The sequence below is a fragment of the Pseudomonas sp. MS19 genome (assembly GCF_013277615.1).
Lineage (GTDB): Bacteria > Pseudomonadota > Gammaproteobacteria > Pseudomonadales > Pseudomonadaceae > Aquipseudomonas > Aquipseudomonas marincola.
In genome coordinates this window covers 224,687-238,399 of the sequence record NZ_VBTO01000013.1, presented here as the reverse complement: position 1 = coordinate 238,399, position 13,713 = coordinate 224,687, and the positions used below count along the sequence as shown (strand labels likewise).

Annotated in this window: 16 protein-coding genes; 3 read left to right on the top strand and 13 right to left on the bottom strand. The window is 57.6% G+C overall.

Annotated features, from left to right (window positions below):
* Window positions 1-48 precede the first annotated feature (48 nt).
* Complete coding sequence (gene dsbC, locus FEZ62_RS14410) at window positions 49-786, bottom strand: bifunctional protein-disulfide isomerase/oxidoreductase DsbC (RefSeq protein WP_069899560.1); 738 nt, start codon at window positions 784-786, stop codon at window positions 49-51.
* Window positions 787-958: 172 nt separating this feature from the next.
* A complete protein-coding gene (gene xerD / locus FEZ62_RS14405; protein ID WP_172928412.1) occupies window positions 959-1,855 on the bottom strand; it encodes a site-specific tyrosine recombinase XerD in 897 nt (298 codons plus the stop codon).
* Window positions 1,856-1,961: 106 nt separating this feature from the next.
* On the opposite strand from xerD, the gene FEZ62_RS14400 reads away from it, so the two are divergent.
* Window positions 1,962-3,797: a sodium:proton antiporter gene (locus tag FEZ62_RS14400; protein ID WP_069899562.1), complete on the top strand. Its 1,836-nt coding sequence runs from the start codon at window positions 1,962-1,964 to the stop codon at window positions 3,795-3,797.
* 55 nt (window positions 3,798-3,852) lie between these two features.
* On the opposite strand, the gene FEZ62_RS14395 is transcribed toward FEZ62_RS14400, so the two are convergent.
* The 6 genes from FEZ62_RS14395 to ffh form a co-directional block, all read right to left on the bottom strand.
* The gene (locus FEZ62_RS14395; protein WP_172928410.1) at window positions 3,853-4,269 is read right to left on the bottom strand and encodes an acyl-CoA thioesterase; all 417 of its coding nucleotides are present in this window, start codon (window positions 4,267-4,269) and stop codon (window positions 3,853-3,855) included.
* A gap of 175 nt (window positions 4,270-4,444) precedes the next feature.
* Window positions 4,445-4,795 carry a 50S ribosomal protein L19 gene (rplS, locus tag FEZ62_RS14390; RefSeq protein ID WP_069899564.1) on the bottom strand — a complete coding sequence of 117 codons (351 nt, stop codon included), beginning with the start codon at window positions 4,793-4,795 and terminating at the stop codon, window positions 4,445-4,447.
* A 42-nt stretch (window positions 4,796-4,837) separates the two neighbouring features.
* Window positions 4,838-5,590, bottom strand: coding sequence for a tRNA (guanosine(37)-N1)-methyltransferase TrmD (trmD, locus tag FEZ62_RS14385; RefSeq protein WP_069899565.1), 753 nt, complete (start codon window positions 5,588-5,590; stop codon window positions 4,838-4,840).
* Between the two features lie 5 nt (window positions 5,591-5,595).
* Entirely contained in the window at window positions 5,596-6,132 is a 537-nt protein-coding gene (gene rimM, locus FEZ62_RS14380) for a ribosome maturation factor RimM (protein ID WP_069899566.1), read from the bottom strand.
* 6 nt (window positions 6,133-6,138) lie between these two features.
* Window positions 6,139-6,390 carry a 30S ribosomal protein S16 gene (gene rpsP / locus FEZ62_RS14375; protein ID WP_069899567.1) on the bottom strand — a complete coding sequence of 84 codons (252 nt, stop codon included), beginning with the start codon at window positions 6,388-6,390 and terminating at the stop codon, window positions 6,139-6,141.
* Between the two features lie 226 nt (window positions 6,391-6,616).
* Window positions 6,617-7,996 carry a signal recognition particle protein gene (ffh, locus tag FEZ62_RS14370; protein WP_172928408.1) on the bottom strand — a complete coding sequence of 460 codons (1,380 nt, stop codon included), beginning with the start codon at window positions 7,994-7,996 and terminating at the stop codon, window positions 6,617-6,619.
* Window positions 7,997-8,153: 157 nt separating this feature from the next.
* Here ffh and FEZ62_RS14365 point away from each other — a divergent pair, with 157 nt between their 5' ends.
* Entirely contained in the window at window positions 8,154-8,954 is an 801-nt protein-coding gene (locus tag FEZ62_RS14365) for an inner membrane protein YpjD (RefSeq protein ID WP_069899569.1), read from the top strand.
* Between the two features lie 9 nt (window positions 8,955-8,963).
* On the top strand, window positions 8,964-10,250 hold the full coding sequence (locus FEZ62_RS14360; RefSeq protein ID WP_069899570.1) for an HlyC/CorC family transporter: 1,287 nt from the start codon (window positions 8,964-8,966) through the stop codon (window positions 10,248-10,250).
* On the opposite strand, the gene FEZ62_RS14355 is transcribed toward FEZ62_RS14360, so the two are convergent.
* The 5 genes from FEZ62_RS14355 to FEZ62_RS14335 all read right to left on the bottom strand — a co-directional run bounded on the left by FEZ62_RS14355 (window position 10,219) and on the right by FEZ62_RS14335 (window position 13,644).
* The gene (locus FEZ62_RS14355; RefSeq protein WP_172928406.1) at window positions 10,219-11,016 is read right to left on the bottom strand and encodes an SGNH/GDSL hydrolase family protein; all 798 of its coding nucleotides are present in this window, start codon (window positions 11,014-11,016) and stop codon (window positions 10,219-10,221) included. The two genes, FEZ62_RS14360 and FEZ62_RS14355, sit on opposite strands and share 32 nt — an antisense overlap.
* Entirely contained in the window at window positions 11,013-12,194 is a 1,182-nt protein-coding gene (gene purT / locus FEZ62_RS14350) for a formate-dependent phosphoribosylglycinamide formyltransferase (protein ID WP_172928404.1), read from the bottom strand. The genes FEZ62_RS14355 and purT overlap by 4 nt, the downstream gene beginning before the upstream one ends.
* 118 nt (window positions 12,195-12,312) lie before the next feature.
* Window positions 12,313-12,501 carry a DUF1289 domain-containing protein gene (locus FEZ62_RS14345; protein ID WP_069899573.1) on the bottom strand — a complete coding sequence of 63 codons (189 nt, stop codon included), beginning with the start codon at window positions 12,499-12,501 and terminating at the stop codon, window positions 12,313-12,315.
* A complete protein-coding gene (locus FEZ62_RS14340) occupies window positions 12,501-13,025 on the bottom strand; it encodes a gamma carbonic anhydrase family protein (RefSeq protein WP_150547448.1) in 525 nt (174 codons plus the stop codon). The genes FEZ62_RS14345 and FEZ62_RS14340 overlap by 1 nt, the downstream gene beginning before the upstream one ends.
* Window positions 13,026-13,041: 16 nt before the next feature.
* On the bottom strand, window positions 13,042-13,644 hold the full coding sequence (locus tag FEZ62_RS14335; RefSeq protein ID WP_150547449.1) for a CoA pyrophosphatase: 603 nt from the start codon (window positions 13,642-13,644) through the stop codon (window positions 13,042-13,044).
* Window positions 13,645-13,713 lie beyond the last annotated feature (69 nt).

Below are 13,713 nucleotides of genomic sequence, written 5' to 3'. Positions count from 1 at the left end.
ATTAGTCAATCTACATGGGCGCCAAGCTGATCAGCGCCCTGCTGCATATTACTTGGCGTTGAGGGCCAATTCAGCCACTTGTGCCGCTGGCTGATAGCCGGGGATCAACTGGCCGTCTTCCAGAACGATTGCCGGCGTGCCGTTTACACCCACCGACTGGCCAAGCATGTATTGCTTGCTGACCGGGTTGCTGCACTTGGGTGCAGAGATATTCTGGCCTTCAACCATGGCGTCCATCGCCTTGGTGCGATCTGAAGAACACCACACGGCCTGCAATTGCTTGTCGCCAGCAGAGCCTGGCCCTTGACGCGGGAACGCCAGATAACGCACTTCGACGCCGCGCTTGTTCAACTCGGCCACTTCACCATGCAGCTTGTGGCAATACGGGCACGTGGTATCGGTAAATACAGTGATGTGAGTCTTGGCTTCGCCCACGGCCGGGTAAACGACCATTTCGGCAGTTGGAATGCCATTAATGGTTTTGGCGATGCCGGTACGCTCAGCTTTCTCGGTCAGGTTGACCGGGGCGCCAGGCGTCATCTGAAACAGATTGCCCTGCATCAGAAACTGGCCATCGGGGCTGGCATACAGCACGCGACCGCCCTGCAAATGGACCTCATACAAACCTTTTAACGGGCTGGCAGCAACGCTTTCGACCGGCACACCAAGCTGGATTGCCTCCAGTGACTTGCGGATAGCCTGCTCGGCATCATCGGCATGAGTGACAGTGCTCATGAGAGCCAGAACAGCGGTGGCAGCGGCAGCAATAATTCGGGTTACGCGCATGGGTACTCCTGTCGAGCAGCGCAATCTTTAGGGTCGTTGAGACTACCATAACGGGCCGAAAAGGCCGACTGTGAGACGCACTTCTGGCGCCATCCTATGCATGAGTGGTGCGTTAATCGGCAAAACTGCAGCATTGTCCTGCAGTTTTATCAGCCAATCGCAGGGAACTCCCCTAGCCGCGCGGGTGATGCTTGCCGTGCAACTCCTGCAACCGTGCTCGGGCGATATGGGTATAAATTTGCGTGGTGGATAAATCACTGTGGCCGAGCAGCATCTGCACCACCCGCAAATCTGCGCCGTGGTTGAGCAGGTGCGTGGCGAAGGCGTGACGCAAGGTGTGCGGCGACAGTGACTTGGCAATCCCGGCGACCTTGGCCTGATGCTTGATGCGGTGCCAGAAGGTCTGGCGCGTCATCTGTTCGCCGCGCAAACTGGGGAACAACACGTTGCTCGGTTTGCCATCAAGCAAAAATGGCCGCGCCTCTTTGCTGTAGCGCTCTATCCAGGCAATCGCCTCCTCACCCAGCGGCACTAACCGTTCTTTACTGCCCTTGCCGAATACACGCAACACGCCCTGGCGCAGATTGACTTGCTCCAGAGTAAGGCCAATCAGCTCGCTCACCCGCAGCCCGCACGCGTAAAGCACTTCGAGCATGGCGCGATCACGCAGGCCAATCGGGTCATCCAGTTCGGGAGCGGCGAGCAAGGCTTCAACATCCGCCTCAGACAGCGATTTAGGCAGCGGCCGGCCCAGCTGAGGCATATCGACCTGCAGGGTTGGGTCGAGCTCAATCACCCCTTCGCGCACCAAATAGCGATAGAAGCCGCGCGCTCCGGAGAGAAACCGGGCAGTTGAGCGCGCCTTGTAGCCTTCATTTAATCGCCAGGCCAAGTGGTCAAGTAACGCTTCTCGACCCACACTGATCAGGTCGAGATCACGCGCATTCAGCCACGCATGGAAATGCTCAAGATCACTGCGATAGGCATCGCGTGTGTGCTCACTCAGGCCTTTTTCAAACCAGAGTGCTTCGAGGAATCGTTCTATGTGCGGATGTTCTAGCGTTGCCATTGAATACTGCTTTAATGTTGCGACCTGAAGAAGCCACCGGCATTTGCGAAGTGGCTGCAACAGTCTTCCACAGCGCAAGCAGCATCACCAGCGACAAGGAGTCATGATGGACGAAACAAAGATTATGTTCGCAATCGGCGGCATTGGTGCAGCAGCGCTGGCAAGTCAGTGGCTGGCTTGGCGACTGCGCTTGCCGGCGATTCTATTTCTGCTGCTCAGCGGGCTTCTGGCCGGCCCGTTACTCGGCCTGCTCGACCCCGAAGCACTGTTTGGACCACTGCTGTTCCCAATGGTGTCACTGGCCGTCGCACTGATTCTGTTCGAAGGCAGCCTGACCCTGCATCTATCCGAATGGAAAGAGATCGGCACTGTGGTTCACCGTCTGGTGACATGGGGCGCAATGATCACCTGGGCGGTGATTGCCTGTGCCACGCATTACCTGCTCGATTTCAGCTGGGAACTGGCGCTGCTGTTCGGCACCCTGACACTGGTAACGGGGCCGACGGTAATTGTGCCGATGCTGCGCGTGGTACGTCCGAAAGCCTCGATTGCCAACATTCTGCGCTGGGAAGGCATTGTGATCGACCCGATTGGCGCGTTACTCGCCGTTGTGGTGTTCAGCTTTATTGTCAGTCAGGATGGCGGCAGCCCGTTTGGCGCCAGCATGATCACCTTTGCCATGGTCATCGGCACGGGCGCGCTGCTCGGTGCGGTTGGTGGCTGGCTGTTCGGTCAGGTGCTGAAACGCCACTGGCTGCCTGAATACCTGCAAAACCTGGCGTCATTGGCTGCGGTGCTGGGGATTTTCATCGGTTCCAACACCCTGGTGCATGAATCCGGTCTGCTGGCGGTCACGGTGATGGGCATGTGGCTGGCCAACATGCGCGGCGTCGACGTTAAACAGATATTGCACTTCAAGGAGAACCTCAGCGTTCTGCTGATCTCCGGCCTGTTCATCATTCTGGCAGCGCGTCTGGACCTCAATGCGCTAATCGCCCTGGGCCCGGTAACCCTCGTTCTGTTGGCCATCATCCAGCTGGTTGCACGCCCATTGAGCGTGTTCGTTTGCACGCTCGGCTCCAGCCTTAACTGGCGCGAGCGCAGCCTGCTGGCATGGATTGCGCCACGCGGGATTGTCGCAGCGGCGGTTTCGGCAATCTTCGCCCTGCGCTTGCAGGAGTATGGCTACGAGCAAGCAGTGCTTCTGGTTCCGCTGACCTTTCTGGTGATTATCGGCACCGTGGTTCTGCAAAGCGCCACGGCACGCCCGCTGGCACAATTACTCAAGGTTGCAGAGCCGGCGCCGAGCGGTTTCCTGATTGTCGGCGCCAACCCAGTCGCCCGCGCCATCGGCAAGGCCCTGACCAAGCTCGACACCCGCGTGTTGCTGACCGACTCCAGCTGGGAAAACACCCGTGCAGCGCGCATGGATAATCTGCCCACCTACTTCGGTAACCCGACATCACAGCACGCCGAAGCGCACCTGGATCTGGTCGGCCTCGGTCACATGCTGGCACTGTCGCCGTCGAGCGAACTCAACGCGCTGGCCTGTATGCACTATCGCCATGACTTCCCGGCCAAGCGTCGCTTCACTCTGCCAAGCGGCAATGAAAGCCGTCGCAGCGATAAGCATCGCAGCAGCGATGGTGTGCGTGGCCGGTGCCTCGGCAGCGAGCCGCTGAGCTTCCCGCAGTTCGCCAGTCGCCTGAGCAAAGGCGCCGAAATCCGCACGACCACGCTCACCGAAGCATTCGGCTGGAGTGAGTACCAGAAGCTTTATGGCGACAAGGCCGTGGTTATTCTGGCCCGCGACCCGAAAGGCTGGATCCACGTGGCCACCCAGCCGTTGGACTTCGCGCCCGGCCCGGACTGGAGCCTGATCGCGTTGATTGAAGAAGAGCCAGCCGAGGCCGCCCCCGCCGCGGTAGCTTCAGGCAAATAAAGCAAGTGTGAGGAATTACTGACGCAGGCTCTGTCGGGCCTGCGTCAGGGTTCACTCAGTCAGCAGGAAAGCCCGGCAATACCGGGATCGGCGTCTTCTCGTCATCAATGGCAACGAAGCTGAACACGCCATGTATCGCGCGCTCGCGACTGTCACAACTCATGCTCTCGACAAACACTTCAACCTCGACCTTGAGGCTGGTGTTGCCGACATGAATCACCCGCCCGACCAGCTCAACAATCGAACCTGCCGCAATCGCATGCTTGAAATCGATGCGATCGGATGAAACGGTCACCAGCGGCAGGCGACAAAACCGCGTGGCCGCAATAAACGAAACCTCATCCATCCACGCCAGCGCCGTACCGCCAAACAAGGTGTTGTGGTGGTTGGTGGTGGGCGGAAATACCGCCTTGGCGACGCGGGTGGTGGACAGCTCTGTGCGGCGTTGGATTTCTTGCTCGCGAGGGGTCATGCAATGCAACCTATTATGAATCGGGGAAAGCCACTGATCCGGCTGATGCGTGCCAGTGGCAGATACTTGAGCACCGCCCTGCTGCGCAGAAAAGACGGGCAGTTACGCTGAAAAATCAGGATTACAGAAACGAAAAAGGCAGCCCGAGGGCTGCCTTTTTTCAGAGAAAAATGTCTTACGACAGTTTTTCCTTGATGCGAGCTGCTTTACCAGACAGGTCACGGAGGTAGTAAAGCTTGGCTTTACGCACGTCACCGCGACGCTTAACAGCCAGGCTGTCTACCAGCGGGCTGTAAGTCTGGAAGGTACGCTCAACGCCTACACCGTTGGAGATTTTACGAACAGTGAAAGCACTGTTCACGCCACGGTTACGCTTGGCGATTACGACGCCTTCGAAAGCCTGCAGACGCTGACGATCGCCTTCCTTAACTTTAACCTGAACGACTACGGTGTCGCCCGGTGCAAAGGTAGGGATCTCTTTGGTCATCTGTTCAGCTTCGAGCTGAAGAATAATTTTGTTGGTCATGCTGCGCTCCTAAGACAAGCGGTCTGGCTTGTCATCGATACATTAACTATCGTCCCGCTGGCGGATGTATTCCTCCAGCAGCTTTTTCTCTTCCCCAGAAAGCGAGCGGCTATCCAGAAGATCGACGCGTCGTTCGTGAGTCCTACCAAGGGACTGCTGCAAACGCCAGCGCCGGATGTGCTCGTGGTTACCGCTAAGCAGCACCTCAGGAACACGCTTATCCGCATACACCTCCGGGCGGGTGTAGTGCGGGCAGTCGAGTAGACCATCCGTAAAGGAGTCTTCCTCGGCCGAACCTGCATGACCTAATGCACCAGGCAAAAGGCGCGTTACCGCATCGATCAGAACCATGGCCGGCAGCTCACCGCCAGACAGGACGTAATCCCCAATCGACCATTCTTCATCAACATGCGCCTCAATAAAGCGCTCATCGATGCCTTCGTAGCGACCTGCGATGAGGATCAAAGCCTCTTCGTTTGCCAGTTCGCGTACTGCTGACTGAGTCAGCTGGCGACCCTGCGGCGAAAGGTAAATCACCTTCGCTTTTTCACCTGCGGCTTGCTTGGCATCGAGCAAAGCATCCTCAAGCGGCTTGATCTTCATCACCATGCCAGGACCTCCACCAAAAGGTCGGTCATCAACAGTGTGATGACGATCAGTGGTGTAGCTCCGCGGATTCCAACAATTGAGCTGCAAGAGCTGTTGTTTCACCGCACGGCTGGTAATGCCATATTCGCTGATAGCAGCAAACATTTCCGGGAACAGCGTAATGACTTCAACGCGCAGGCTAGGCATGTCGCTTAGAAGTCCGCATCCCAGTCAACTTGCATCTCGCCAGCACTCAGATCGACCGACAACACGCACTGCTCTGTATAGGGCAGCAAGCGTTCACGATCATCCAGGCTGCCTGTACAAGGCTTGACCACTATCACATCGTTGGCGCCGGTCTCGAACAGATGATCAACCTTGCCGAGCAATTGCCCTGCCTGATCGATAACCTTAAGACCTTCCAACTGATACCAGTAAAACTCGTCATCGCTCAGTTCTGGCAGTTCGCTGCGGGCTACGCAGATCTCGAAGCCGGCGTAAGTACGCGCCACTTCACGATCATCGAGCCCCTTCAACTTCGCTACCAGGACCTTGCCTTGCAAGCGTCCACTGGCCACTTCAACCTGCTTTACCTCGTTGTCACGCCTAAGCGTCCAACGGCGGTAATCAAGCACATTACTGATCGGGTCGGTAAAGGAATAAACCTTCACGTCGCCTTTCACGCCATGTACCGAAACGATCTTACCGAGTACAACGAGGTCCTCGGCGGTAGCTGGCGTCGTGCTCATAAATACTTAGGCTGCAGCCTGAGCATTTACCTTCAGCAGCTGAGCAACGCGCTCAGACGGCTGTGCACCCTGGCTCAGCCAGTAAGTAACACGCTCTTGGTTAACAGACAGCTTGATTTCGTTACCCGAAGCAACCGGGTTGAAGAAACCAACACGCTCAACGAAACGACCGTCGCGCGCATTGCGGCTGTTGGTCACGGTGAGGTGGTAAAATGGGCGCTTTTTAGAGCCGCCACGGGCTAGACGGATGGTTACCATTAAACTTCGTTCCTGTAGTCGGTGCTGCAAAAAAGAAATGCAAGCATAGGGCACTAGGCCCGAAAGGCCGCATATTCTAAGGATTATCCGGATTTTTGCAAATAACTTTTTGCCCCCGCCGGTCGGGGTACTGGCCTGCCATGCCTGACAGGCTATTCAAACCTTCTGGTTTATTTGGCTAAACAGCCCATTTTAGCGGGCTGCAGGCCTAAACCAAGAGACTGAATTACAGCTTGGGCATCCCGCCGCCACCCGGCAACATTCCACCCATACCACGCATCATTTTCGCCATGCCGCCTTTAGCGGTGAATTTCTTCATCATTTTCTGCATCTGCTTGTGCTGTTTGATCAGCCGGCCGATGTCTTGAACCTGAGTTCCGGAACCCATGGCGATGCGGCGCTTGCGCGAACCACTGATAATTTCAGGGTCACGACGCTCGCCCGGCGTCATCGAGTTGATGATCGCCTCCATCTGTTTGAATTGCTTTTCAGCAGCGCCCTGGGCATTGCCCATCTGCGCCGGATTCATGCCGCCCATTTGCGGCAGTTTATCCATCAGGCCGCCAAGGCCGCCCATGTTCTTCATCTGTTGCAGCTGATCACGGAAGTCTTCGAGATCGAAGCCCTTACCCTTCTTCAGCTTCTTGGTGAGCTTGTCGGCCTTCTCACGGTCGATTGTCTGCTCAGCCTGTTCGATCAGGCTGAGTACGTCACCCATACCCAGAATGCGCGAAGCAATACGATCCGGGTGGAATGGCTCAAGGGCGTCGGATTTCTCGCCCATACCAATAAACTTGATTGGCTTGCCGGTCACATGGCGCACGGACAACGCCGCACCACCACGCGCATCACCGTCGACCTTAGTCAGCACAACACCGGTCAGCGGCAGCGCATCAGCGAAGGCCTTGGCCGTCGCAGCGGCGTCCTGACCGGTCATGGCGTCCACCACGAACAGTGTTTCAGCTGGCTTCACTGCCTGATGCAGGGCCTGAATTTCCGCCATCATCTCGGCATCAATGGCCAGACGACCCGCGGTATCGACCAGCACTACATCGATGTACTTGAGCTTGGCTTCGGCAATCGCCGCCTGTGCAATCGCTACCGGCTTCTGGCTGATGTCCGACGGGAAGAAGGTAACGCCTACTTCACCGGCCAGGGTCTCAAGCTGCTTGATCGCGGCAGGACGATAAACGTCCGCAGAAACCACCAGCACCGATTTCTTCTTACGTTCTTTAAGAAACTTCGCCAGTTTGCCGACAGTGGTGGTTTTACCCGCACCCTGCAGACCTGCCATCAAAACGACGGCCGGCGGCGTGACATTAAGGGCCAGATCTTCGTTGGCGGCCCCCATGATCGACTCAAGCTCAGCCTGAACGATCTTCACGAACGCCTGACCCGGGGTCAGACTTTTCGATACTTCGGTGCCGACCGCGCGATCACGAATGCGATTGACGAAGTCTTTAACCACCGGCAACGCAACGTCGGCTTCGAGCAACGCCATGCGCACTTCACGCAGGGTGTGCTTGATATTGTCTTCTGTCAGCTTGGCTTTGCCAGTGACATTTCGCAGCGTTAGCGAGAGGCGGTCAGTTAAATTTTCGAACATGCTCGTTCCTTTCAGGTTCCGCTGAACCGAGGCTGGGCTTGCAACTAGCCGGCGATTATAACCAACTGTCTGCAACACTGACACCGCCAGTGGTCTTTCGTGAACGATCCTTTGTGTGCCACACTCAGCGCCTTTAGGGATTGTCCTAACAGGAATTATGCACCCTCTGCTACCTAGCCTCGTTGCTATCTGCTTGTATGCAGGCGCCGCCGCCTACCAAGGCCTGAGCCTGAAACAGGGCAAGCGCCCCAACACACGCCTGCTGAAAATGCTCGGCGTCATCGCCTTGTGCTTCCACGGCGGCAGCCTCTATATACAGATGCATCACCCGGCGGGCCTTGCGCTCGACCTGTTCAATGCCGGCAGCCTGATCGCCTTCGCCGTGATCGCCATCACGCTATTGGCCTGCTCGCGCATTCCGGTGGAAAATCTTCTGCTGTTTTTGTACCCGCTGGGGTGCGTAACCGTGCTGTTTGCGCAATTCATGCCCAGCGGCACCATTCAGCCAATTGATGAAGAGCCGGGCATCATCGCGCATATCCTGCTGTCGATTCTGGCTTACGGCATGCTCACCATTGCCGTGTTCCAGTCGCTGTTGGTGCTCATGCAAGACCACCAACTGAAACACAAACACCCGACAGGTCTGATCAAGAACTTCCCGCCACTGCAAACCATGGAGAGCCTGCTGTTCGGCTTTCTCTGGGCAGGCATGGGCATGCTATCGCTGGCCCTGATCTCTGGCGCACTGTTCATCGACAATCTGTTTGCCCAGCACCTGGTACACAAGACCATACTGTCTTGCTTCGCCTGGGTGGTGTTCGCTGTGCTGTTGTGGGGCCGCCATCAGCTTGGCTGGCGCGGCCACAAAGCAATACGCTGGACGCTCGCAGGCTTCTGCCTGCTGATGCTGGCGTATTTCGGCAGCAAACTGGTTCGCGAATTCATCCTGCATATCTAGGCCACTACAGTGAACGATCTGCCTCCCGGCTTTTTGCTTGGCATCCTCATCTTCTTGCTGGCGTGCTCGGCTTTCTTTTCAAGTTCTGAAACCGGCATTCTCAGCCTCAACCGCTATCGTCTGAGGCATCGGGCTAAAGAGGGCCACCGTGGCGCCAAGCGCGTAACCGCCCTGCTCAACCGTCCCGACCACCTGCTCGGCACCATCCTCATTGGTAACAACTTCGTCAATATTCTGGCCTCATCGATTGCCACGGTACTGGCTATCAAGTTGTATGGCGAAGCAGGCATTGCTATCGCCACCATCGGCCTGACGCTGGCACTGCTGATCTTCGGCGAAATCACCCCGAAAACCCTCGCCGCCCTGCATCCGGAGCGCGTCGCTTACCCATTCAGCATGCCGCTGACCATTTTGCTGAAGATTTTTTACCCGCTGGTAATTGCCCTGAGCTGGGTCAGCAACCACCTGCTGCGACTGTTTGGCGTAGATCCGGCCAATCAGGGCACCGACAGCCTTACGACTGAAGAATTGCGCAGCGTGGTGCGCGAGTCCGGGCATGAACTGCCGAAGAACCGCCAGAACATGCTGCTGGGTATTCTCGACCTGGAGCGCGTGACGGTTAACGACATCATGATCCCGCGTAACGAGGTCACCGGCATCAACCTTGATGACGACCTTGAGCTGCTCATCCAGCAGCTCACCAACACCACGCACACGCGCTTGCCGGTATTTCGCAACGACATCAATCAAATTGAAGGCGTGGTGCACATCCGTCAGATTGCGCGCCTGCTCACCAGCAACGAGCTGACCAAGGAGGCGCTGTTGAGCGCCTGCACCGAGCCCTATTTCGTTCCGGAAAGCACCCCGCTGTCGACCCAGCTAATCAACTTCCAGAAGCAGAAACACCGCATGGGCGTTGTGGTTGACGAGTATGGCGACGTGCTGGGCGTGGTCACCCTTGAAGACATTCTCGAAGAGATTGTCGGCGACTTCAGCAACCAGAATATTCTGCGCAGCCCGGACATCCATCCGCAGGACGACGGCACCCACGTTATCGATGGCTCGGCGTACATCCGCGAGGTCAACAAGGCGCTCGGCTGGGGCTTGCCCTGCGAAGGGCCAAAAACCCTTAATGGCCTGATTACCGAAGCACTGGAAAGCATTCCGGACTGCTCGGTATGCCTTAAAATCGGCCAATACCGCCTGGAAATCCTGCAATCGTCCGAGAACCGGGTGAAAAGCGTTAAGGTCTGGCTTGCCGAAGCTACGCCTGAGAGCCCTGAGGCTGAAGCCTGATACCCAGCAGCAGGTTATCCGCCCAGAGGCGATAGCCTGCTGCTGATGGGTGGTAACCATCCACCGCCATCAGATGTGCAGCAAAATCCATATCCAATGCCAGATACTGCGCCCCAGTCGCCGTAGCGGACTCACGCATAGCGCGATCCAGCATCGCGGCTCGTAACCCCAGTAAACGCCGGAATAGCCAGGGCAACGCGGTGAAGTGCTGCAAAGGCGGTACACCGCTGAACACGACGCGATCGGCCGTGGTTTGTGCATGGTGCTGCAGGCTGTGAACAATCTGCTGTAGCGAGGCCTGCCAGCGCTTCAGGCTGCTTAAATGCGTGGTGTCGTTAACGCCCAGCAGCACGACCACCAGATCATGCGGCCCTGCTGCTGGCGTCGTCACCCGCTGCGGCAGGGCTCCCTGCGACAACATTCGCTGCGATACATATCGCTGATGCAACTTTGCTGCGGTTATGCCGTTTTCGCCGCACACTTGCCACGCAACGGGCCGGCTGAAGCGCTGGCTCATCGCCCCCGCCAACTGCCCGGCCAGAGCCAACTGCATGCAGCTAACGCCCACGCCGACCGCTGTCGACTCACCCAGCACCAGTAAACGCAGTGGCTCGCCAGCCAATGCAGCGCCTGCCAAGCCTGCCTGCTCGCCTGCAGCCGGCATCAGGCGCAAGGCCTTGCGCCGGGTCAGCACTGCCATTGGCAGCACCACCGGCGATAACGCCAGCACCAGCAACCACCACGCCGATGCTAACGCCGCGCTCATAGCTCGACGTTAATCGCCTGCGCAGCGCGCGTAGCTTTAGCCCGGGCAGCTTCCAGCGACTCGTCGCGTGCGAGCGCCACGCCCATGCGACGCTGGCCGCTGACTTGTGGCTTGCCAAACAGGCGCAAGGCGGTATCGGGCTCAGCAAGGGCCGCTGCAAGGTTGCCAAAGCTCACCTCTTGCGACTCACCCTCAACCAGCAAAACTGCCGAAGCCGAAGGCCCAAGTTGGCGAATGTGCGGAATTGGCAGGCCGAGGATCGCCCGCGCGTGCAGGGCAAACTCAGACAAATCCTGCGAGATCAGCGTGACCATGCCGGTGTCATGCGGGCGCGGCGAGATTTCGCAGAACCACACCTGATCACCCTTAACGAACAGCTCAACGCCGAACAGGCCGCGACCGCCCAATGCCTCGGTCACTGCCAGCGCAATGCGCTCGGCTTCAGCCTGCGCCTTCGGGCTCATCGCCTGTGGCTGCCAGGACTCCTGATAATCGCCTTTCTCCTGACGGTGACCAACAGGCGCACAGAACGTGGTGCCACCAACGTGGCGAACAGTCAGCAGAGCGATTTCATAGTCAAAGTCGATAAAGCCTTCAACGATCACCCGACCTTTGCCAGCACGCCCACCGGCCTGCGCATAATCCCAGGCGGCCTGCACATCGGCAGCGCTCTTGAGCACCGATTGGCCTTTACCCGACGAGCTCATGATTGGCTTGACCACACACGGAAAACCAATCGCCGAAACAGCTGCCTCAAAGGTCTCGAAGGAATCGGCAAATTGATACGGCGAGGTTGGCAGACCCAGCTCTTCAGCCGCCAGACGACGAATGCCTTCGCGGTTCATCGTCAGCTGCGCAGCGCGCGCACTCGGGATGACCGTGTAGCCTTCGGTTTCCAGCTCGGCCAGCGTCGCCGTGGCAATCGCTTCGATTTCCGGAACGATGTAATGCGGCTTTTCCTGTTCAATGATCGCGCGCAGCGCATCGCCATCGAGCATGTTCACCACATGGCTGCGGTGCGCAACCTGCATCGCCGGCGCGTTGGCGTAGCGATCCACCGCAATCACTTCAACGCCCAGGCGCTGCAACTCGATAACCACCTCTTTACCCAGCTCACCCGAGCCGCAGAGCAATACACGCGTCGCGCTGGGCGACAAAGGGGTTCCGATACGGGGCATAGATAATCCTTGAGCTATTCAGTACAGGCAAATAGGTAAGACAACTGTTAAAGGCTGGGCAATAGACGCGATTTACAGACGCCGCAAGCCCACGCAAACGAGCCGTTCAAAGCAGCAATCAGAGCATCAGGCCTTTTTCGCGGGCGCGCTGGTCACACAACACCAGCACTTGGCGACGCTCTTCGTTCTCCATACGGCTCCAGCGCACGATTTCACTCATGCTGCGCTGGCAGCCGGTACACACATCGTCATCGTCGAGCGCACAGATGTGCACGCAAGGCGATTTAACCGGTTTCTCAATGTTCATCAATCGTCTTGCTCAGCAAGCTCCTTGGCATAACGCTGGGCGTTGTGCACGTAATGGGCCGCGCTGGCTTCAAGCATTTTCTTCTGCGCGTCGGTCAGCTCACGCACCACTTTGCCGGGCGACCCCATTACCAGCGAGCCGTCGGGAATCACCTTGCCTTCTGGTATCAGGCTATTGGCGCCGATGATGCAGTATTTACCGATTTTAGCGCCATTCAGCACCACGGCGTTGATGCCGATCAGGCTGTAATCGTCTACCGTGCAGCCGTGCAGCATGACTTTATGGCCGATAGTGACGCCTTTACCCAGCGTCAACGGAAAGCCCATGTCGGTGTGGATCACGGTGCCATCCTGAACATTGCTGTTTTCACCGATATGAATCAGCTCGTTATCGCCGCGCAGAACAGTGTTGAACCAGACGCTGGCGCCGGGCTCAAGCTTGACCTTGCCCACCAGCGTTGCATTCGGCGCCACCCAGCTCTCCGGGTGCGCATCGACACTGGCAGTACCTAAACGGTATTTCATAAGGGTCCCTCAATGCTCAACTGAGCTTGATAAAGTGCTCGGGTGGGCGCTGCATGTCGATGCCAGCGTCGAAGATCAGATTGACCAGCTCGACCACCATTATTGCGGTGAGCCCCCATATTTTGAATTCGCCAAATCGGTAGCTCGGCACGTACCAACTCTGGCCGAGATAATCGATGCGATGCGTCACTTCACGCGGGTCGTCACGAAAGAACGCCAGCGGCACCGAGAATACGGCAGCGATTTCGTCGTCATTGGCCACGTATTCGACGAAGTCCGGCACCACCGCCACATACGGGGTGACTTGAATACCGTGACGGGAAACCAGTGTACTCAGCGGGCCAATAACTTCGACCAACCCTGGCGGCAGGCCAATTTCTTCTTCGGCCTCGCGCAAGGCGGTGTCGATGAGGTCGCGGTCTTCCGGGTCACGACGGCCACCCGGGAAGGCGACTTCGCCGCCATGCGTCGACAAGCCGCTGGCGCGTAAAGTCAGCACCACTTCGGGGTCATCACTACGGGTGATCGGCACCAGAACTGCCGCTTCGGGAAACCCCTGATCCGCCACCATCGTGCGTGGGCGGTAATCGCGTACACGTTGCAGTAAATCGTCCTGCATGTTGAATCTCGACTTTTTCTTCTGCCGCGATGATTGCATGAAATATCCCGACGCCCAAGCCCCGGCAAG